The 19326-nt window shown below is 73.2% G+C and carries 15 protein-coding genes; 3 read left to right on the plus strand and 12 right to left on the minus strand.

The window, feature by feature from the left end; translation table 11 throughout:
- Positions 1–79: 79 nt before the first annotated feature.
- From NI25_RS35060 to NI25_RS35095, 8 genes are all read right to left on the minus strand, one after another.
- Entirely contained in the window at positions 80–1813 is a 1734-nt protein-coding gene (locus NI25_RS35060) for a PP2C family protein-serine/threonine phosphatase (RefSeq protein WP_061446326.1), read from the minus strand.
- Positions 1810–2874: an ATP-binding SpoIIE family protein phosphatase gene (locus NI25_RS35065; protein WP_061446327.1), complete on the minus strand. Its 1065-nt coding sequence runs from the start codon at positions 2872–2874 to the stop codon at positions 1810–1812. The genes NI25_RS35060 and NI25_RS35065 overlap by 4 nt, the downstream gene beginning before the upstream one ends.
- A complete protein-coding gene (locus NI25_RS35070; protein WP_061446328.1) occupies positions 2874–3314 on the minus strand; it encodes an anti-sigma regulatory factor in 441 nt (146 codons plus the stop codon). The genes NI25_RS35065 and NI25_RS35070 overlap by 1 nt, the downstream gene beginning before the upstream one ends.
- Positions 3314–3745 carry an STAS domain-containing protein gene (locus NI25_RS35075; protein WP_061446329.1) on the minus strand — a complete coding sequence of 144 codons (432 nt, stop codon included), beginning with the start codon at positions 3743–3745 and terminating at the stop codon, positions 3314–3316. Before NI25_RS35075 ends, NI25_RS35070 begins: the two co-directional genes overlap by 1 nt.
- Positions 3742–4641 carry an STAS domain-containing protein gene (locus tag NI25_RS35080; protein WP_061446330.1) on the minus strand — a complete coding sequence of 300 codons (900 nt, stop codon included), beginning with the start codon at positions 4639–4641 and terminating at the stop codon, positions 3742–3744. The genes NI25_RS35075 and NI25_RS35080 overlap by 4 nt, the downstream gene beginning before the upstream one ends.
- A gap of 157 nt (positions 4642–4798) precedes the next feature.
- Complete coding sequence (locus tag NI25_RS35085; RefSeq protein ID WP_061446331.1) at positions 4799–5191, minus strand: STAS domain-containing protein; 393 nt, start codon at positions 5189–5191, stop codon at positions 4799–4801.
- 118 nt (positions 5192–5309) lie between these two features.
- Positions 5310–7775: a SpoIIE family protein phosphatase gene (locus NI25_RS35090; RefSeq protein ID WP_061446332.1), complete on the minus strand. Its 2466-nt coding sequence runs from the start codon at positions 7773–7775 to the stop codon at positions 5310–5312.
- Positions 7772–11767 (minus strand): HAMP domain-containing protein, encoded by a 3996-nt coding sequence (locus NI25_RS35095; RefSeq protein WP_061446333.1) that lies wholly within the window; start codon positions 11765–11767, stop codon positions 7772–7774. Before NI25_RS35095 ends, NI25_RS35090 begins: the two co-directional genes overlap by 4 nt.
- A 398-nt stretch (positions 11768–12165) precedes the next feature.
- Between NI25_RS35095 and NI25_RS35100 the strand changes: the two genes are divergently transcribed.
- Together NI25_RS35100 and NI25_RS35105 are read left to right on the plus strand one after the other, a co-directional pair.
- On the plus strand, positions 12166–12537 hold the full coding sequence (locus NI25_RS35100) for a PRC-barrel domain-containing protein (RefSeq protein ID WP_061447229.1): 372 nt from the start codon (positions 12166–12168) through the stop codon (positions 12535–12537).
- Between the two features lie 43 nt (positions 12538–12580).
- Complete coding sequence (locus NI25_RS35105) at positions 12581–13054, plus strand: ATP-binding protein (RefSeq protein WP_061446334.1); 474 nt, start codon at positions 12581–12583, stop codon at positions 13052–13054.
- A 9-nt stretch (positions 13055–13063) separates the two neighbouring features.
- On the opposite strand, the gene NI25_RS35110 is transcribed toward NI25_RS35105, so the two are convergent.
- Positions 13064–13498, minus strand: a complete 435-nt coding sequence (locus NI25_RS35110) for an ATP-binding protein (RefSeq protein WP_030403918.1) — start codon at positions 13496–13498, stop codon at positions 13064–13066.
- A gap of 131 nt (positions 13499–13629) precedes the next feature.
- Positions 13630–15540 carry an AMP-dependent synthetase/ligase gene (locus NI25_RS35115; protein ID WP_061446335.1) on the minus strand — a complete coding sequence of 637 codons (1911 nt, stop codon included), beginning with the start codon at positions 15538–15540 and terminating at the stop codon, positions 13630–13632.
- Positions 15541–15693: 153 nt separating this feature from the next.
- Between NI25_RS35115 and NI25_RS35120 the strand changes: the two genes are divergently transcribed.
- Positions 15694–15930 (plus strand): DUF6480 family protein, encoded by a 237-nt coding sequence (locus NI25_RS35120; protein WP_061446336.1) that lies wholly within the window; start codon positions 15694–15696, stop codon positions 15928–15930.
- A 4-nt stretch (positions 15931–15934) separates the two neighbouring features.
- Here the strand turns inward: NI25_RS35120 and NI25_RS35125 are convergent, their stop codons facing one another.
- Together NI25_RS35125 and glgB are read right to left on the minus strand one after the other, a co-directional pair.
- Positions 15935–17026: a glutamate--cysteine ligase gene (locus NI25_RS35125; protein WP_061446337.1), complete on the minus strand. Its 1092-nt coding sequence runs from the start codon at positions 17024–17026 to the stop codon at positions 15935–15937.
- A 73-nt stretch (positions 17027–17099) separates the two neighbouring features.
- The gene (gene glgB / locus NI25_RS35130) at positions 17100–19325 is read right to left on the minus strand and encodes a 1,4-alpha-glucan branching enzyme (RefSeq protein ID WP_061446338.1); all 2226 of its coding nucleotides are present in this window, start codon (positions 19323–19325) and stop codon (positions 17100–17102) included.
- Position 19326: the final 1 nt, after the last annotated feature.

The raw sequence follows: 19326 nt of genomic DNA on the forward strand, positions 1-19326 counted from the left end.
CACCACCATGCCCCGCCCGGGCCCGCGGCGCACCGGGCGGGAGCGAACCGCGTGGACTTTCTCCCGCGGATTTTGTGGATCAGCCCGTACCGCTCAGGTGACACAGCAGCAGGCACACGTCGTCGTCGCGTTCGGAGTCGCTCAGCATCGGACGCAGGATGCCGTCCGCCGAACCCTCCAGGTCCGCGTCCAGTGCGGCCGGGCCGAACGAGCCGAGTGCGTCCGCCAGCCGCGCGATGCCCGGGTCTATGCCCCGGGCGCGACGCTCCACCAGACCGTCCGTGTACAGCGCGAGGGTCGATCCGCGCGCCATGGGCACCGTGTGGTCCGCGATCTCCTGCCGCAGCGGGATGCCGAGCATCGCACCGGGCTTGGCGTCCAGGGTACGGACCCGTCCGTCCGGGGAGCGCAGCACCGGCGGCGGGTGACCGGCCGCCGCCCACGTCATGGTCGGGTCGTCGGGGTGGAAGCGCGCGATGACGGCGGTGGCGAACAGGTCGGGCTGGAGGTGGTGCAGGAAGGTGTGCAGCCGGGTCAGCAACTGCCCGGGGCTGCCGCCGTCGACCGCGTACGCGCGCAGGGCGGTGCGCAGCTGACTCATCATCACGGCCGCGCGCAGCCCGTGGCCGGTGACGTCACCGACCACGGCGATGACACCGCCGTCCGGCTGACGGAACGCGTCGTACCAGTCGCCGCCGATGTTCAGCCCGTGGGTGGCCGGCAGATAGCGCGCGGCCAGCGTGAGGCCGGGCGGGGCCGGCAACTCCGTCAGCAGCGCCCGTTGCAGCGTCTCGGCGATGTCCCGGTTGTGCTGGTAGCGCTGGGCGTGGTCGATCGCGATGCTGGCCCGCCGGGTCAGCTCGACCAGCATCACGGCGTCGTCCGGGTCCCAGCGCTCCCCGGGCGGGGACAGGGTCACCACACCCAGGGGTGCCTGCCGGGTCGGCAGCGGGATGCACAGCAGCGGCCGGTCCGGGGCCAGCGCCGAGGGCGGCTGGTCCTCCACGCCGGGCAGGCCGCCGGGGTGCGCGGCGGCGTACTGCGGCCGTCCGGTGCGCGCGGCGACCACCGCGGCGGCCGCGTGGGCGGGGCCCGGCCGGTCGCCGTCCTGGTCGAACAGCCAGACGTCCACACTCGCCGCGTACTCCGGCACCAGCAGTTCCGGCAGCCGGCGCACGATCTCGTGGTGGTCCAGCGACGCCGTCAGCACCGCGCTCGCGTCCGCCAGGAAGGTCAGCCTGCGCCGGGCGTTCTCCGCCTCCGTGCGCGCCTTGCGTTCGGCCGCGAACGCCTCGCGCTGGGCCCGGCCGGCGGCGTCGAGTTCGGCGTGCAGCGCCACCACGCCCTGGTTCGTCTGCTGGAGTTCCTCCCGGTGGAAGTCGACCAGGCGCTCCTGCTCGGTCAGCCTCTCCAGGACCAGCGCCGTGTCCTCGTCGGCGCCCAGCAGCGCCTGGGCCAGCTCCGCCGGGTCGTCCGCCACGGCACCGACGCCGACGTCCGCCACCGCCTCGGGGCACGGCACCGTGACCCGCCACGGCGGCTGCCCGGCCGCAGCGGCCTCGGGCGACGGCGTCACCACGGCGTGCAGCACCTCCTCGCCGGTCCCCGCGGGGGTGCCGGAGACGGTGCCCGTCTCCAGGGTGAGCCGCCAGGTGCCGCCCTTGGTCAGACACGACCGCAGCTGTGCACCGAGCGAGGCCGTCAGCCGCGCGCGGTCCACCGGCGGCACACCGTAGGCCGCCGCCAGCCGCGCGGTGGCGATGCGCGCCCGGGCCGCTTCGGTGAAGTCGCTGATCTGCCAGGTTCGGGTCATGGGCCATCCGGCGGGGTCGGGACCAGCACGGCGACGGCGGTGTCGTCCCGCACGGGCCGGGCCGGGCTGCTGGCGTCACGGATCGTCACGGCGGCGGTCACCGCCGGGTCGGTCGCGGGGCGGCACGTGTCGGACGTCGGCGACCACCGGCTCGGCAGACCGTCGCTGTGCAGCACCAGGACCCGGTCGTCCGCCCAGGCCGTCTTCTCCTCGCGCAGCGTGGTGGGCCGGTGGGTGCCGACGATGCCGGGGCGCGACACCAGATGCCGCCAGGCGCCGCCCTCGCACAGCCGTGCCCCGATGTTGCCCACACCGGCGAAGCGGAGCACCCCGGCCCGCGCGTCGACCTGGGCCACCGCGACGGCCGCGCCGCGGGTGCCGGACAACGCCCGGTCGAGCCGCCGCACCGCCTCCGCCGGCGGCAGGTGGGCCGAGGTGCGCAGCGTCTCCACGGCGGCCGTCGAGGCACGCGCCGCCTCCGGGCCGTGGCCGAGACCGTCGGCCAGCATCAGCGTGACGAGGTCTCCGTCCCGGACCCAGGCCCAGGCGTCGCCCGAGTACTCCGCACCGCCGAACGGCACGTTCACCGCGCCGGCCCGCAGCCGGCCCGCCGGCCCGGTGTCGGCGGCGCGGACCTCGGGTACGGCGCCCACCCGGGCGACGACCACCGTGCCCCGGCCGGGGACGCTGTGCAGGTCGAAGTCGTCGGCCAGGCGCGCACAGGTGCCGAGCCCCGCACCGAGGGAGCCCGTGGTGGTGAAACCGTCGCGCAGCGCGGCGGACACGTCGGTGATCCCGGGACCGTGGTCGACCGTGACGATCTGCACGCGCCACGTCGCCTCCCGGCCGGCCGCGAGGACGGGAGGCGCGACCACGTCGATCAGGACCTGGCCGCCCCCGGCGTGCTTGAGCAGGTTGGTGGCCAGCTCGGTCGCCACCAGCGCCGTCGTCGAGGTCCGCTGCTCGTCGAGACCGGCCAGGGCCGCCGCGTGCTCGGCGGCCACCCTGGCGTCCCGCACCCGGGTCGAGTCGTGCACCGGGACGTCCCACACGCGCGGCATCAGGACTCCTCACGCGGGCGCGGCGGCCGGCCCACCCAGGACGTCACCCGCACGGTCGTTCCGGCGCCCGGGGCGCTCTCGATCCCGAACTCGTGCACCAGGCGCCGTGCGCCGCCCAGCCCCATGCCGAGACCGTCGCCGGAGGTGAAACCGTCGCTGAGCGCCTGCTCCAGGTCCGGGATGCCGGGCCCCTCGTCGCTGAAGGTCAGCCGGAGCCCGTGCGTGGTGCCCTCGACCAGCGGCTCCGTCTCCATCGTGCCGCCACCGCCGTACACGAGCGTGTTGCGGGCCAGCTCACTGGCCGCGGTGACCAGCTTGGTCTGGTCGACCAGACCGAAGCCGAGCTGGGCGGCGGCCTGCCGCACATGCTGTCGTACCCACACCAGATCCATGTCCGAGCGGATCGGCAGGCGGGCCTGGGAGCCCGCGGCAGTGTGCATCACTGACTCTCCTGGCGCAGGCCGCCGAAGCGGGACGACGGGGCCTGCTGCCTGAGGAGCTCCAGGGCCACCTCGGTGCTGAGCGCGGTGTGCACGCCCGGCAGCGTCAGACCGAGCTCCACCAGCGTGATGGCGACCGCCGGCCGCATGCCGACCAGCACGGTCCGCGCGGCCAGCAGGCCGGTCTGCCCCGCGATCTCGGCCAGGATCCGGCCGAGGAAGGAGTCGACGATCTCCACGCCGGAGACGTCGATGACCACACCGGTGGCACCGCTGCGCACGATGGTCTCGGCGAGGTCCTCCTGGAGCTGCTGTGCCGTGCTGTCGTGCAGGTCTCCCTGAAGGGTGACCAGGAGGACCTCGCCGAGCCGGAGCACCGGAACATGCCCTGACACCGGAGCCCCGTGGGGTCCGGGAAACGCCTGGCTCACCGTACGACCGCACCGTTCTCGCCGGGCGTCACGATGCCGACCCCGAGCTGGTGCAGCACGTACCCCAGCGCGTCGGCGAGGCTCGCCCGGGTGACCACCGTGCCCAGGTCCAGTCCCAGGTGCACCATGGTCTGCGCGATCGCGGGCCGGATGCCGGAGACGATGCACTCGGCGCCCATGAGCCGGGCCGCCGCGACCGTCTTCATCAGGTGCTGGGCCACCAGCGAGTCGACGGTCGGAACGCCGGTGATGTCCAGGATCGCGTAGCGCGCCTGCTGCTCGACGATGGACTCCAGCAGGGTCTCCATCACCACCTGGCTGCGCGCGCTGTCCAGCGTGCCGATCAGCGGCACCGCCACGATGCCGTCCCACAGCTTGATGACCGGCGTGGCCACCTCGAGCAGCTGGAGCCGCTGGCGGTCGATGAGCGCCTGTCCCTCGCTGAGCGCCGTCTGCATGACCACGACCCGCAGGGTCCCCATCAGCACGCTCAGTGTGGTGACACAGGCCCGGACGTGCTCCGCGGAGGCATCCTCCGGCAGGTCGGACACGAGCAGGTTCTCCACGGGAGGACGCAGCGCGGCCAGCTCGCTGGACACCTGTGCCGTGCTCAGTCCGGCCCGCGAGCGGGCCGCGCCCATCCGCGCCAACTGCTCGCGGACCGTGGTGAATCCGGCGGCGTCCGGGTCCTCCACCCGCGCCGCGTCCGCCACTTGCGCCAGCGCGTCCACGACGGCCTTGCCCGCCTCGACCGCCTCGTCGCGCGAGACGGTGAACACGGTCCGGAACACGGGCTCGTCCGCCCACCGCTGGGCGATCTGCTCACGACGGCGCCGCAGAAACTCCCTGATCTCGTGCGTCGGCGCTGCCGCCGTTCCCTCCGCCTGGTCCGGCACTTGTCCCACTCCTCATCCGCGTTGCGCCGCACCTCGCCCCCACGGGGCGACGTGCCGGCGACGTGACTCTGCCGGGCGACAACTGTATCCACCCGCCGACCTGGCACGGCACCCGCTTCCGCACGACCGGTCGGGACGAGACGCGGGGCGGGAGGGCTCAGGCGTCGGGCACCCGCGGACCCTCCGGGTGCGCGTCGACCCGGGAGAGCGCCTCGTCGACGCTCGCGGAGACCGGCACCGTGATGCTCACCCCCGTCAGATCCAGGACCCGCAGCACCGCCGGGGCCGGCGAGATGATGTGCACGCTGCCCGGCAGGTCCCGGGCCTCCTGGTAGACGCGCAGGATGATGTTCATGCCGGACGAGTCCATGAACGGCACCTCCGACAGGTCCAGCAGGAAGTGCCGTCGGCCGTGGTGGAGCTGGTTGGCCAGATGGTGCTGGAACTCGGTCGCGGTGTCGACGTCCAGGTAGCCCTCCACCTTGAGCAGCGCGACGTCCTCCCGGGGCAGGGTCACCTCGACGGACAGCGGGTTCTGGGCTATGGGCACGTGTACCTCCAACAATGCGGCGGCGCGGCGGACCGTCGTGTGGCCCACCGCGCCGGGCGGTTACCCCCGAATCCCGGCCCCACACCTGCCGACCGGGACCCGGTTCGTACGGGCGTCGTCATCCGACCCGGATGCCCACCAGACACGTGTCGTCGTCCGTGTCCGACCTGCTGTAGGTGAGCAGCCGGTCCAGGTGCTGGTCCAGGGTGTTCGGCGTCGGACGCACCGTGCTCAGCAGCTGGGTCAGCGCCTCCTCCACCGGGCGGTCGCGGCGCTCGATGAGACCGTCGGTGTACATCAGCAGGGTGTCCCCGGCGGCCAGCTCCGCCTCGGCCTCCTCGTACGCCGCCTCCGCCACCGCGCCCAGCAGCATGCCCTTGACCAGCGGCAGCGGCGCGGCCCCGGGGCCCCGCACGAGCACCGGCGGCAGATGGCCCGCCCTGGCCCAGCGCAGCGTGCGCCGGGCCGGGTCGTACAGGCCGCACACCGCCGTGGCGGTGACTCCGCCCGTCAGATGGTGCGCCACGATGTTGAGCCAGGACAGCAGCTGCCCCGGGCCGGCCCCGGTCACCGCGAGACCGCGCAGTGCGTTGCGCAGCACCACCATGCTGGTCGCCGCCTCTATCCCGTGCCCGGCGACGTCCCCGACGCACAGCAGCACACGGCCGCTCGGCAGCATCACCGCGTCGTACCAGTCGCCGCCCACCAGCTGCTCCGTCTCCGCCGGCCGGTACCGGACGGCCACCTGGAGGTCCGGCACCTGCAGGGGCGTCTGGGCGGGCGGCATGATGGCGTGCTGCAGCTGCAGGGTCAGCCGGGCGCGCTCCACGGCCTGCTGCTCGGTCTGGGCGAGCTGGTCGCGCGTCGCGGCGAGCGCCACCTCCGTCCAGTGCTGGGCGGAGATGTCCTGACAGGCGCCCCGCACCAGGAGCAGCCGGTCGTCGGTGTCCAGGACCGGCTCGGCCACCACCCGCACGTGCCGGGTCACCCCGTCGGGCCGCCGCAGCCGGAACGCCGCCGACGCCGGCCGCCGGTGGTGCAGCAGGGTGCGCAGGAACCGTCCGATGGCGACGGCGTCGTCCGGATGGGCGTGGGCGGCCAGCTCCTCCAGCGGCACCGGCGTGCTCGTGTGCGGGCGCCCGTAGAGGTCGAACAGCTGCCCGTTCCAGGTGATCTCGCCGGTCAGCAGGTTCTCCTCGAAGCCGCCGATGCGGCCGAGCCGCTGGGCGTGCTGGAGAAGGCTGGCCAGCCGGGCCGTCTCGTCCTCGATGCGCCAGATGAGCAGCACCGCGTTGCCGTGCCGGCTGACGCTGATGTCCGCGACCGCCGACAGCGGCACCTGGTCCACCAGGGCGGTCAGGTTCATGTGCCGGGCCCGGAACGGCTCGCCCGTGGCGTAGACCCGCTCGACGTTCTGGAACAGCTCGCTGTCCCCGGCGGCCATCGGGTACGCCTCGAGGAGCAGCGCGCCGCCCACGACGGCACGGGGCCGCCCGGCCGGGTCCATGAAGCGGTTGTTCACGTGCTGGATGCGGAAGTCCGCCAGGTGCCCCGCCGCGTCCAGGTGGGGCACCAGGACCAGGGCGGGGTCGTGCAGCCCGTCGGCCAGGTCCATCAGCTCCACCGCGTCCGGGACCACCCGCGGGCCCTGCCCGGGTTCGCGCGGCGGCGTGTACGACTCCAGCGTGTGCGCGCACAGCTCCGCCAGGGCCTCCACCTGGCGGACGACCTGGGGCGGCTGCGGGGCCAGCGGCGCCGGCCACGCGATCTCCAGCACTCCGTGGATGCGCCCCCCGGTCCCGGCGGGCACGGCGACCCTCCCGCCGTCCGGGTACTGGTGCCGGCCCACACTGGGCAGCCCCGTCCGCGCGAGGGACGTGAACCACTGCCCCGCACGCTCGGTCAGACCGCACCGGGCCACCGTCGCCACGTCCGGCGGCACATAGCGCCAGCGGGCCGCCTCGGCCGGCGGGAACCCCGCGCTGCCCACCAGGGTGAGCGACCCGTCGTGCCCGGCCGCCCAGATGGCCACCGCGACCGCGCCGAGCGGGCGCAGCGCCTGCTCCAGCAGCGCGTCGGCGACGGCCTGGGTGTCGTCCGCGGCCAGCGCGCCGCTCTCGGCGGCCCGCAGGCGTACGGCGGCCGACTCGGCCGCCGCCTCCCCGGCGTCCGAGGCGCCCGCCCCCCGAGCATCCTCCGTGCCGTCTTCGGGTGCCGTGGTCCGCACGGCGGCGGTGGCCGCGAGGAACGCCGCCGTCACCTCCGACATGCGGTCGCGGGCGGCCTGGTTGATGACGTCCACCGCGAACTCCAGCGGCGTCGCCCGGGACTGCTCGGCCAGCTCCGCGAGCTGCCGGGCGGCCTCGGCCGGACCGCAGCCGAGCCGTGCGACCAGGATGCCCTTGGCCAGCTCGACCAGCGCCCGGCCCTCGGCCTCGGCCTGCGCGGCCCGCACCTCGCGGCTGAGCCGGTCGACCGTGGCCGCCAGCCTGCCCACGGGGGACAGCGGGGTCATGCCGACCTGATCGGACGCGGCCCGCCGGACGTCACCGCCGGGATCGCCGGGACGCTCGGACCCGCTCATGCCGGCAGCCACCGTCGGACGCAGGCGATGAGGTCCTGGGTGTCGACGGGCTTGGTGACGTAGTCGCTGGCGCCCGAGGCGAGGCTCTTCTCCCGGTCGCCGGGCATGGCCTTCGCCGTGACCGCGATGATGGGCAGCTCGGCGTACCGCGGCATCCGGCGGATCTCGGCCGTCGCCGTGTACCCGTCCATCTCCGGCATCATCACGTCCATCAGGACCAGCGCCACGTCCGGGTGGTTCACGAGCGTCTCGATGCCCCGGCGGCCGTTCTCCGCGTGCAGCACCCGGAACCCGTGCAGCTCCAGGATCCCGCTGAGCGCGAAGAGGTTGCGCGCGTCGTCGTCGACGACGAGGACGGTGCGCCCCGCGGGCGGATCCTCACCCGCCTGCGGGGCCGGGCGCGGCGGTTCCTCCGGCCGGACCAGGGTCAGCACGTCCCCGGGTTCCTCGGCGGCCAGGTGCAGGGCGATGCGCTCGCGCAGCTCGTCCAGGCCGGCCAGGAACTCCAGCGTCCGGCCGGCCGACCCCGAGCGCAGCTCCTCCTCCACGGCGGCGTCCGCGCGGTGGCCGCTGTGCACGAGCACCGGCACGCTCGCCAGCGCCGAGTCGCCCCGGAGCGCCTGCAGGAAGCGGGACGCCTCGCCGTCCGGCATGCCCAGCTCCAGTACGACGCAGTGGCACGGCTCGGCCGCCAGCGCGCCGGCGGCCTCCTCGGCTCCCACGGCCGTGATCACGTCGAGCGGGGGCCGGTCGCCCGCGTCGTCCCGCCCGTGCGTCAGATCGGCGACCACGCTCTCCGCGACGAGGGTGAGCAGCCCGCGCGGACGCTCCTCCACGACGAGCAGGCGCCGCGGCCGCTGCCGGTGCCCGCCGGTCAGCTCGGCCACCGGCACCGGACGGTCCAGGACGTCGGCGGACACGTCGGCCGGGAGGTGCCCGGGGCCGCGCGCCAGCAGGTCCTCGAAGTCGGGCCGGGCCACGGGCAGGTACAGCGTGAAGGTGCTGCCCCGGTCGGGCGTGCTGTCCACCGTGACCGCGCCGCCCAGCAACTGGGCGATCTCCCGCGTGATGGACAGGCCGAGCCCGGTGCCGCCGTACTTGCGGCTGGTCGTGCCGTCCGCCTGCTGGAAGGCCCCGAAGATCGACTCCAGGTTCTGCTCGGGGATGCCGATGCCCGTGTCCTTCACCCGGAAGGCCACCACGGCCCCGCCCCGGACCACACCGGCGGGCACCTCGTCGTCGGGAGCCGGCTCGACGGACAGCTCCACGCCGCCCCGCTCGGTGAACTTCACCGCGTTGGACAGCAGGTTGCGCAGCACCTGACGCAGCCGGGAGTCGTCGGTCAGCAGGTCCGCCGGGGCCCCGGGGGCCGTCGTGACCGTGAACTCCAGGCCCTTCTGGCCGGTCATGGGCCGGAAGGTGGCCTCGACGTACTCGATGAGCTGGCGCAGTGTCACGCGCTCGGGGGAGACGTCCATCTTCCCCGCCTCGACCTTCGACAGGTCCAGGATGTCGTTGATCAGCTGAAGCAGGTCCGAGCCCGCCGAGTGGATGATGCCCGCGTACTCGACCTGTTTCGGGGTGAGGTTGCGCGAGGGGTTCTGGGCGAGCAGCTGGGCCAGGATGAGCAGACTGTTGAGCGGGGTGCGCAGCTCGTGGCTCATGTTGGCCAGGAACTCCGACTTGTACTTCGAGGCGAGGGACAGCTGCTGGGCGCGTGCCTCCAGCTCCTGGCGGGCCTGCTCGATCTGCAGGTTCTTCGCCTCGATGTCGCGGTTCTGCGCCGCGAGCAGGGACGCCTTGTCCTCCAGCTCGGCGTTGGAGTGCTGCAGTTCCTCCTGCTGGGCCTGCAGTTCCGCGGAGCGGGCCTGGAGCTCGGCGGTCAGCCGCTGCGACTCGGCGAGCAGCTCGTCGGTACGGGCGTTGGCCACGATCGTGTTGACGTTCACGCCGATGGTTTCCATCAGCAGTTCCAGGAAGTCCCGGTTGATCTGCGTGAACTGCGTGACGGAGGCGAGCTCGATGACTCCGAGGACCTGCCCCTCGACCACGATGGGCAGCAGCACCAGCGCGGTCGGCACCACCTCGCCGAGCCCCGAGGAGATGGTCAGGTAGCCCGGCGGCAGTTCGTTCACCGTGATGGTGCGCCGGCTGCGCGCGGCCTGGCCGACCAGGGTGCGGCCGAAGGCGATACGGGCGGGCCTGTGCGTGTCCTCCGGGTAGCCGTAGGAGCCGACGAGTCGCAGCTCGGGCCCGTCCTCGCCGTCCTCGGCCAGGTAGAAGGCGCCGTACTGGGCCGACACCAGCGGCACCAGCTCGTCCATGATCAGCTCGGCGACGACGGGCAGGTCCCGGTGGCCCTGCATCAGGCCGGAGATGCGGGCGAGGTTGGTCTTGAGCCAGTCCTGCTCCTGGTTGGCCCGCGTGGTCTCGCGCAGCGACTCCACCATGGCGTTGATGTTGTCCCCCAGCTCGGCGACCTCGCCGGACGCCTCCACGTTGACCGAGCGGGTCAGGTCGCCCTCGGCGACGGCGGAGGTCACCTCGGCGATCGCGCGGACCTGGCGGGTGAGGTTGCCGGCCAGCTCGTTGACGTTCTCCGTGAGCCGCTTCCAGGTGCCCGAGACGCCCTCCACCTCGGCCTGGCCGCCGAGCCGGCCCTCCGTGCCCACCTCGCGGGCCACCCGGGTGACCTCGTCGGCGAAGGCGGAGAGCTGGTCGACCATCGTGTTGATCGTCGTCTTGAGTTCCAGGATCTCGCCGCGCGCGTCGACGTCGATCTTCTTCGACAGGTCGCCCCGGGCCACCGCGGTCGTCACCAGCGCGATGTTGCGCACCTGGTTGGTGAGGTTGTTGGCCATCGAGTTGACGTTGTCGGTGAGGTCCTTCCAGGTGCCGGCGACGTTCGGCACGTGCGCCTGGCCGCCGAGCCGCCCGTCGGTGCCGACCTCGCGGGCGACGCGGGTGACCTCGTCGGCGAACGCGGAGAGCGTGTCCACCATCGTGTTGATCACGTCGGCCAGCGCCGCGACCTCGCCCTCGGCGTCCACGGTGATCCGCTGCGACAGGTCGCCCCGGGCCACCGCGGTGGCCACCTGGGCGATGGAGCGGACCTGGCCGGTCAGGTTGGACGCCATCACGTTGACGTTGTCGGTGAGGTCCTTCCAGGTGCCCGACACGCCGCGCACGCGGGCCTGGCCGCCCAGGTTGCCGGCCGTGCCGACCTCGCGGGCGACGCGGGTGACCTCGTCGGCGAAGGCGGAGAGCTGGTCGACCATGGTGTTGATGGTGTTCTTCAGTTCCAGGATCTCGCCTCGGGCGTCCACGGTGATCTTCTGCGAGAGGTCGCCCTTGGCCACGGCGGTGGCCACCTGGGCGACGTTGCGGACCTGGTTGGTCAGATTCCCCGCCATGAAGTTCACCGAGTCGGTGAGGTCGCGCCAGGTGCCCCTCACGCCCTGGACGTCGGCCTGGCCGCCGAGTCGTCCGTCGGTGCCGACCTCGCGGGCGACGCGGGTGACCTCGTCGGCGAAGGCGGAGAGCTGGTCGACCATGGTGTTGATGGTGTTCTTCAGCTCGAGGATCTCGCCGCGGGCGTCCACGTCGATCTTCTGCGAGAGGTCTCCCCGGGCGACCGCGGTGGCCACCTGGGCGATGTCACGGACCTGGGTGGTGAGGTTGCCGGCCATGGCGTTGACCGAGTCCGTCAGGTCGGCCCAGGTGCCCGAGACCCCCGGCACCCGCGCCTGGCCGCCGAGCCGTCCGTCGGTGCCGACCTCGCGGGAGACCCGCGTGACCTCGGAGGTGAACACGGACAACTGGTCCACCATGCCGTTGAAGACCTTGGCGATGTCGCCCATCAGCCCGTCCGCGTCGTCCGGCAGACGGGTGCCGAAGTCGCCGTCCCGCACGGCCGTCAGGCCCGCCAGGAGACGGCGCAGCTCCTGATCGCCCGGAACCGCGTCGACGGATCCGGTGCTGTCGCTGGTCATGCGTACCCTCGTTCCGCTCCCCGGGAGTCCTCGCGGCGAGGACTCACCACCCCCTCCGGACCGCGCGGGCGCGATCCGGCTTCCGTGCCCGCGTCTGCGCAGTTCACGGATTCCCCCAGCAGAAAAATACGTCAGAGGCTAACCCAGGTTCCGGGCGCGGACAAAGCGATGCGTCACCCGGTCGGAGGCGACCCCCCGTACGGGGCACGCCGAACGGGCGGCGCCCGGCGCGACCGGCCCGAGCCCGCCGCCGTACGGCTCACGGAAAGCGCCACCGCACGGCTCCGCCGGGCCCGAATGCGGCGGCCCCGGCCGGGTATCCGCTGCTGTGGAGCCGGTCCGGCCCGTTGCGTCCGCCCGGCCCCGAGGTCGTCACCGAAACGGGAGGGAAGGGCAGCGTGCCGATGGAGAACATCTGGTCGTACACGGCGGGCAGCGGGCTGGAGGCCGGAGCGGACCTGACGGGCTGCACCGTCGTCGCCGACGACGGGACCATCGGACACGTGGACCGGCAGGCCGAGCACTTCGGCATGCGCCATCTCGTCGTCGACACCGGCGTCTGGGTGTTCGGCCGCAGCGTCCTCGTGCCGGTCGGACTGGTGAGCGGCATCGACGCCGAGGCCCGTACGGTCACGCTGAACTGCACCAGGGCCCAGGTCAAGGCCGCGCCCCGGTTCCGGACCGACAGCGAGACGATGGACCGCGACTACCTGGCGTCCGTCGGCGACTACTATCACCGGCTGCCGCCGCCGGAGCGCCCCGCGACCTGACCGGACCGAACGACAGCACGCGGAGACCGGGGAAACCACTGACATGCGACCGACCGACCGGATCACCACGCCCGTCACGGCCGTCACGGCACCGCCCGACGTCGCGCCCGCCGGCACACCGGCGCCGGGCGCCGGGGCGGGCGCGGCGGCCGCGAGGGCGTACGCGGAGTCGGTGGCGCGGACGCGGTGGGGCGGCCCGGGCCGCGTGGCGCGCGAGGAGGACGTCGCCGACCTGCTGCTCGTGGTGTCGGAACTGGTCACCAACGCGATCCGGCACGGCGACGGGCTGGCCGGCTTCGAGGTCCGGCCCACGGACGAGGGACTGTGGATCGCCGTCCACGACAACAACACGGTGGTGCCCGAATACGTCTACGCGTTCCCCACCGCCCATCCCGGCGGCGGATACGGCTGGCCGATCGTCGCCCGCCTCGCCCGGGACATCGCCGTCGAACCCCGGCCGGGGGGCGGGAAGACGATCAGCGCGCTGGTGCCCCTGCGCGCCGCGGACGCCCCGTGACGGCCGAGGTCACCAGGGCAGGAAGACGTGGATGTCCTTGCCCTGCTCCCCGGTGACGACGCTCACCTGGTCGGACAGCGTGTGGATCAAGTGCCATCCGATGCCGCCGCCCCCCTTGCTGGGGTGGAAGGGCCGCGGCGCGGGCTCCGTCGTGCTGGTGTCGTGCATCACCACGTGCACGCCGTCGAAGGTGCGGCGCAACCGGAGCTGGAACGGTCCCGGAGCGTACTGCACGGCGTTCGCCGCCAGCTCCGTGACGACGAGGAGTATGTCGTCCCAGTACTCGGGCGCCGCGGGCGGCGCCGCTCGGGCCAGGTCGTAGAGGAACTCCTCCGCGACCAGCCGCGCACCGGTCACATTGTGCAGCTCCCCGGTGAAGCTGGCGGTGCGGTTCGTGATCTCCTCGGAAGCCAGTGTCCTGTCCCAACGCGACTCGGCTGCCATTGCGCCTTCCCGGCCCGGCACCGGCCGGGCGCCGTACCTTCTCCTTCGCCTTCCCTCCGTTGTAAGTGCCCGTGCCGACCGAACCTAGTCGCGTCCGGGACCACCTGGCCAGGAGCGGGACGGACACCGGATCAGCGCAGGAAGACGTTGTCCGCGTCGTCCCAGGCGGCCGGCTCCCCGGGCGCCGTCCCGGCCGGCCGGCGGTGCGACCGGGCCTCGTACATCGCGTCGATCTCCAGGGCGTAGGTCCGTACGATCTCGTCCCGCCGGAGCTTCATCGACGGGGTGAGCAGTCCGCCGGCCACGTCGAAGGGATCGGGCAGGACCCGGAAGACCCTGATGGACTCCGAGCGCGACACGGCGCTGTTCGCCGCGGCCACGGCCCGCGCGATCTCCTCCCGCAGCGCGTTCTCCTCGCGTGCCTCCCGGGCCGGGGCGTCGCCCGGCAGGGCCAGGGACACTCGCCAGTGCGTCAGGAACTCCGGGTCGAGGGTGATCAGCGCACCGACGCAGGGACGGTTGTCGCCGACCAGCACCGCCTGGTGGACCAGCGGGTGCATCCGCAGCCGCTGCTCCAGTGCGGCCGGGGCCACGCTCTTGCCGCCGCTGGTGATGATGACGTCCTTCTTGCGCCCGGTGATCGCCAGGTAGTTCTCGTCGTCCAGGTGTCCGAGGTCGCCGGTGGCCAGCCAGCCGCCGCGCATCACCTCGCGGGTGGCGGACTCGTCACCGACGTAGCCCTGGAACAGCGACGGTCCGCGTACCAGGATCTCCCCGTCGTCGGCCACCCGGATCTCCATGCCGGGCAGCACCTGCCCGACGGTGCCCGACTTCTCCCGGCCCCACGGCTGCATGGTCAGCCCGCCGCTGGTCTCCGTCAGACCGTAGCCGTCGTGCACGTAGACGCCGATGCCCTCGTAGAAGAGGGAGAGCTCGCGGCTGAGCGGCGAACCGCCCGACGTCGCCCGGCCCACCCTGCCGCCGAGCGCGTCGCGCAGCCGCCGGTACACCGTCCGCTCGTACAGGGCGTGCTGCAGACGCAGGTCGAAGCCGGGCCCGGAGCCGCGGCCGAGGCGCTGGCGCTCCAGCGCGGCGGCGAAGTCCCGCGCCGTGCCCGCGGCCCGCTCGAACAGGGCGCCCCGCCCCGCCTGCTGAGCCGTGCGCAGGAAATTCTTGTAGATCTTCTCCAGGACCGACGGAACCGCGTACAGGTACGTCGGCCGGAAGGAACGCAGGGCCGAGGAGAGGGCCTCGCCGGTCATCTCGGGCTCGTGCGCCATGAGGAACCCGCCCCGGACGCACAGGTTCTGGATCATCAGCCCGTACACGTGCGAGAAGGGCAGGTAGGCGAGGACCGCTCCCTGCTCGCCCGGCGGCGCCACCGTGTGACCCCAGCCCGCGAGCAGTGTGTCGCACGGGCCGGCCAGACCCCGGTGGCTCAGCGCACAGCCCAGGGCGCGTCCGGAGGTGCCCGAGGTGTAGGCGACCACGGCGGTGGAGTCCGGCAGCACGATGCGGCGCATGGAGTCGACCGTGGCGGACGGCAGGAACGCGCCGCGCTCCACCAGCGTGTCCAGCGCGCCCGCGTCCAGCTGCCAGACGTGGCGCAGGGCGGGCAATGACGCGCACACCGATCCGACGGTCATCACGCTCTGCTCGTCCTCGACGAGCACGCCGACGCAGCCCGCTTCCCGCAGGATCCACTCGACCTGGTCGCGGGAGGACGTCGGATAGATCGGCACGACCTCGGCGCCCACCGTCCACAGAGCGTAGCTGAAGATGGTCCACTCGTACCGGGTGCGGGCCAGGATCGCCACCCGGTCGCCGGGCGAGACACCGCTCGCGATCAGGCCCTTCGCCACGTCGACCACCTCGTCGCGGAACTCCACGGCCGTCACGTCGTCCCAGGCCGCGGAGCCGGGGCCGCGGCGACGGGCGAGCATCGGCAGGGCCGGCGTGCGGGCGGCGGTCTCGAAGAGGCTGTCGGCGAGCCCGCCGGTCAGCGGCGGGACGGCCCGGGGAGCGAGTGCGGTCTCGCGCATGCGCCGGCTCCTGACGTGTACGGACGGTGACGCCGTCGACGAGTACCGTGGCCGACGGTGCTCGGAGGCTAGCCCAGCCGCAGGCGGCGGGGGGCCGGGACGGCAGAAGTGTTCCCACCCGGTGATTCGGCCCGATCGGGGGACCCGGGGGACATGAGCTACGTGAACCCCGATCCCGAACCCCGACTCAGCACCGGTCTGGAGCCCGGCGGCGGCGTGCCGCCCGGGGAGACCCCGCCGGCGGAGAGCAGCATGCCGGAGGCCGGCCCCCAGGACCTGCGCATCAATCCGGCCAAGGGCTGGTCGAAGGGGCCGATGGTCCTGATCCTCGCGGTCGTGCTGATCTTCGCCGTCGGTCTCCTGGGCTACGCCCTCGCCCTGATCTTCTGACGCCTCAGACCGCCTGAGTGCGGCGTACACACGCGGAGACGACCTCGCGCAGACTGCCCGTGCGTTCCAGCAGCTCCCGCTGCACCTGAGCGCCGTTGCCGTGCCGCAGCAGCGTCTCGACGCCCTCGCTCACCCGGTCGAGGTCGCCCGCGGCCTCGAGGGCGTCCCCGGTGTGCTCCAGCAGGGCCCGTACGACCCTCTCCGCGGGCATCCGCCGCATCGTCGCGGGGTGCAGCAGCTCGCTCGTCAGCCCGGACCGGGCGGCCCGCCAGGCCGCGAGGCGGAGCAGGCTCACGCTGTGGTCGGCCGGTTCCGCGCCCCGGCGCCACTCCCCGGCGGCCGTGTCGACCAGCGCGCGGGCCAGCGCGGCCAGCACGACGGCCGTCGACGCGTCCAGGCACACGTCCGCGACCCGGAACTCGACGGTCGGGTACCGCTGCGAGAGCCGGACGTCGAAGTAGACCATCCCGTCGTCCAGGATCGTCCCGGTGGCGAGCATGTCCGCGACCCGCCGGTGGTAGCGCTCCGCCGAGCCGAACAGCTCCGTGGGACCGGCCGACGGCCAGCGCTGCCAGACCCGGCTGCGATAGCTGCTGTAGGAGGAGTCCCGGCCCTGCCAGAACGGCGAGTTCGCGCTGAGCGCGGCCAGCACCGGCAGCCAGGGCCGCACCCGGTCGATCACCGCGACGCCCTCCTCGTCGGACTCCACCGAGACGTGCACGTGGCAGCCCAGGACCAGCTGTTCGTGCACCACGACGCCGTACTGCTCGGCCATCCACTCGTAGCGCCGGTTCACGCCGATGGAGGGCGTCACCGGCAGCGGTGACGTGGCGAGCGCGGCGACGGCGCACCCGATCCCCCCGGCGTGCCGTCCGGCCTCCTCACGGCAGCGGACGATCTCCGCGTGCAGCCGCTCCATGTCCGCCTGCGGATGCGTGGCGAACTCGAGCATCTGCTCGTGCAGCTCCTTCTCGAACACGTCCTGCTCGGCGTCGTCCAGCGAGGCCCGGGCGAGCACGGGGGCGGACAGCGCCCGCGGCTCACCGGTCGCGGGATCGACCAGGAGGAGTTCCTCCTCCACTCCGACGGTGCGCAAGGTGATGCCGCCTTTCCGAGGGCCGGTGCCACCGACCGACTGCCCCGTGCAGCCGGTCGGACACCTGGTCGCCTCACCCGGCGTACGGCATCAGCCACACCGTCGCCAGCGGAGGCAGCGTGATCCGGATGCTCCCGTCCTCCGGCTTGACCGGGTCCGGGTTGGCCACGCCGCTGCCGCCGTACTCCTCGGCGTCGGTGTTCAGCACCTCCTGCCAGGCGACGGCCTCGTCGCCGACGGCGAGTCCGTACTCGTGCCGGACGACGGGGGAGAAGTTCGACACCGCCAGCAGCGGGGCGCCGTCCGCGCCGTACCGCAGGAACGCGAAGACGTTGTCCTCGGCCGCGTCCACCGACACCCACCGGAAACCGGCCGGGTCGGTGTCGCGCTGCCACAGCGCGGGCGTGCGCGCGTAGCGGGTGTTGAGCTCGCGGACCAGGTCCCGCACCCCGCGGTGGTCGCCCGCCGAGTGGTATCCCTCGTCCAGGAGCCACCACTCGGGCCCCTGCTTCTCCGACCACTCGGCGCCCTGCGCGAACTCCTGGCCCATGAACAGCAACTGCTTGCCCGGGTGCGCCCACATGAAGCCCAGGTACGCGCGCACGTTCGCGCGCCGCTGCCACCAGTCGCCGGGCATCTTGCTCACCAGCGCCTGCTTGCCGTGCACCACCTCGTCGTGCGAGATGGGCAGCACGTAGTTCTCGCTGTAGGCGTACACCATCGAGAACGTCATCTCGTGGTGGTGGTACTTGCGGTGCACCGGCTCGTGGGCGACGTACTCCAGCGAGTCGTGCATCCACCCCATGTTCCACTTCAGGCCGAAGCCCAGCCCGCCCGTGTCGGTGGGCCGGGTCACCCCGCCCCACGCCGTCGACTCCTCGGCGATGGTCACCACGCCGGGGCAGCGCCGGTACACGGTCGCGTTCATCTCCTGGAGGAACGCCATCGCCGCCAGGTCCTCCCGGCCGCCGTACTGGTTGGGCTCCCACTGGCCGGAGTCGCGGGAGTAATCCAGGTAGAGCATCGAGGCGACCGCGTCCACGCGCAGCCCGTCGATGTGGAACTCCTCGCACCAGTACACGGCGTTCGCCACGAGGAAGTTGCGCACCTCCGTCCGCGCGAAGTCGAAGGTGTACGTCCCCCAGTCCGGGTGGGTCGCGCGCCGGTCGTCCCCGGGCTCGTACAGCGGGTCCCCGTCGAAACGGGCCAGCGCCCAGTCGTCCTTCGGGAAGTGCGCCGGCACCCAGTCCATGATCACGCCGAGTCCGGCCCGGTGCAGCGCGTCGACCAGGAAGCGGAAGTCGTCCGGGGAGCCGAGGCGTGCGGTCGGCGCGTAGAAGCCGGTGACCTGGTAGCCCCAGGACGGCCCGTAGGGGTGTTCGGCGACCGGCATCAGCTCGACGTGGGTGAAGCCCAGGTCCTTGACGTACGCGGGCAGCTCCTCGGCCAGCTCGCGGTAGGTCAGCCCCGGCCGCCAGGACGGCAGGTGCACCTCGTAGACGGAGAACGGGGCCTCGTGCACGGGCGTGTCGGCGCGGGTCCGCATCCACTGCGCGTCGCCCCACTCGTAGCGCGAGGCGGTCACCACGGACGCGGTGTTCGGCGGTTCCTCGGTGGCACGGGCCATCGGGTCGGCCTTGAGGAACCGGTGCCCGTAGCGGGAGTGGATCTCGAACTTGTACCGGGTGCCCTCGCCGACGCCCGGCAGGAACAGCTCCCACACCCCGGACGAACCCAGCGAGCGCATCGGGAACGCCGTGCCGTCCCAGTGCGTGAAGTCGGCGGCGACCCGTACGCCCTGGGCGTTGGGAGCCCACACCGTGAACCGGGTGCCGGTGACGCCCTCGTGGGTCATCGGCTCCGCACCCAGTGCCCGCCACAACTGCTCGTGCCGGCCCTCACTGATCAGGTGCAGGTCCAGCTCGCCGAGGGCGGGCAGGAAGCGGTACGGGTCGTGCGTCTCCTGCGGCTCACCGTCCTCGTACGCCACCACCAGCGTGTACGCCGGAACGGCGGCCAGCGGCAGGACGGCCGAGAACAGGCCGTCCCCCTCCGACACGAGGGCGTGGCGCTCGCCGTCGACCACCACGCCCACCTCGCGGGCGAAGGGGCGCAGCGCCCGGAAGGCGATGCCGCCGGGCACCGGGTGGGCGCCGAGCAGGGCGTGCGGGTCGTGGTGGGCGCCCGCCAGCAGGCGCCCGCGGTCGGCGGGGTCCAGCGGCGGCGCGGTCGCGCACGCACCGGGTGCGTGCGGGGCCGGGGCGGACGGCTCGGGGATCGAGGTGTCGCGGAGGGCCACG

It is taken from the genome of Streptomyces sp. CCM_MD2014 (assembly GCF_000772045.1).
Lineage (GTDB): Bacteria > Actinomycetota > Actinomycetes > Streptomycetales > Streptomycetaceae > Streptomyces > Streptomyces salinarius.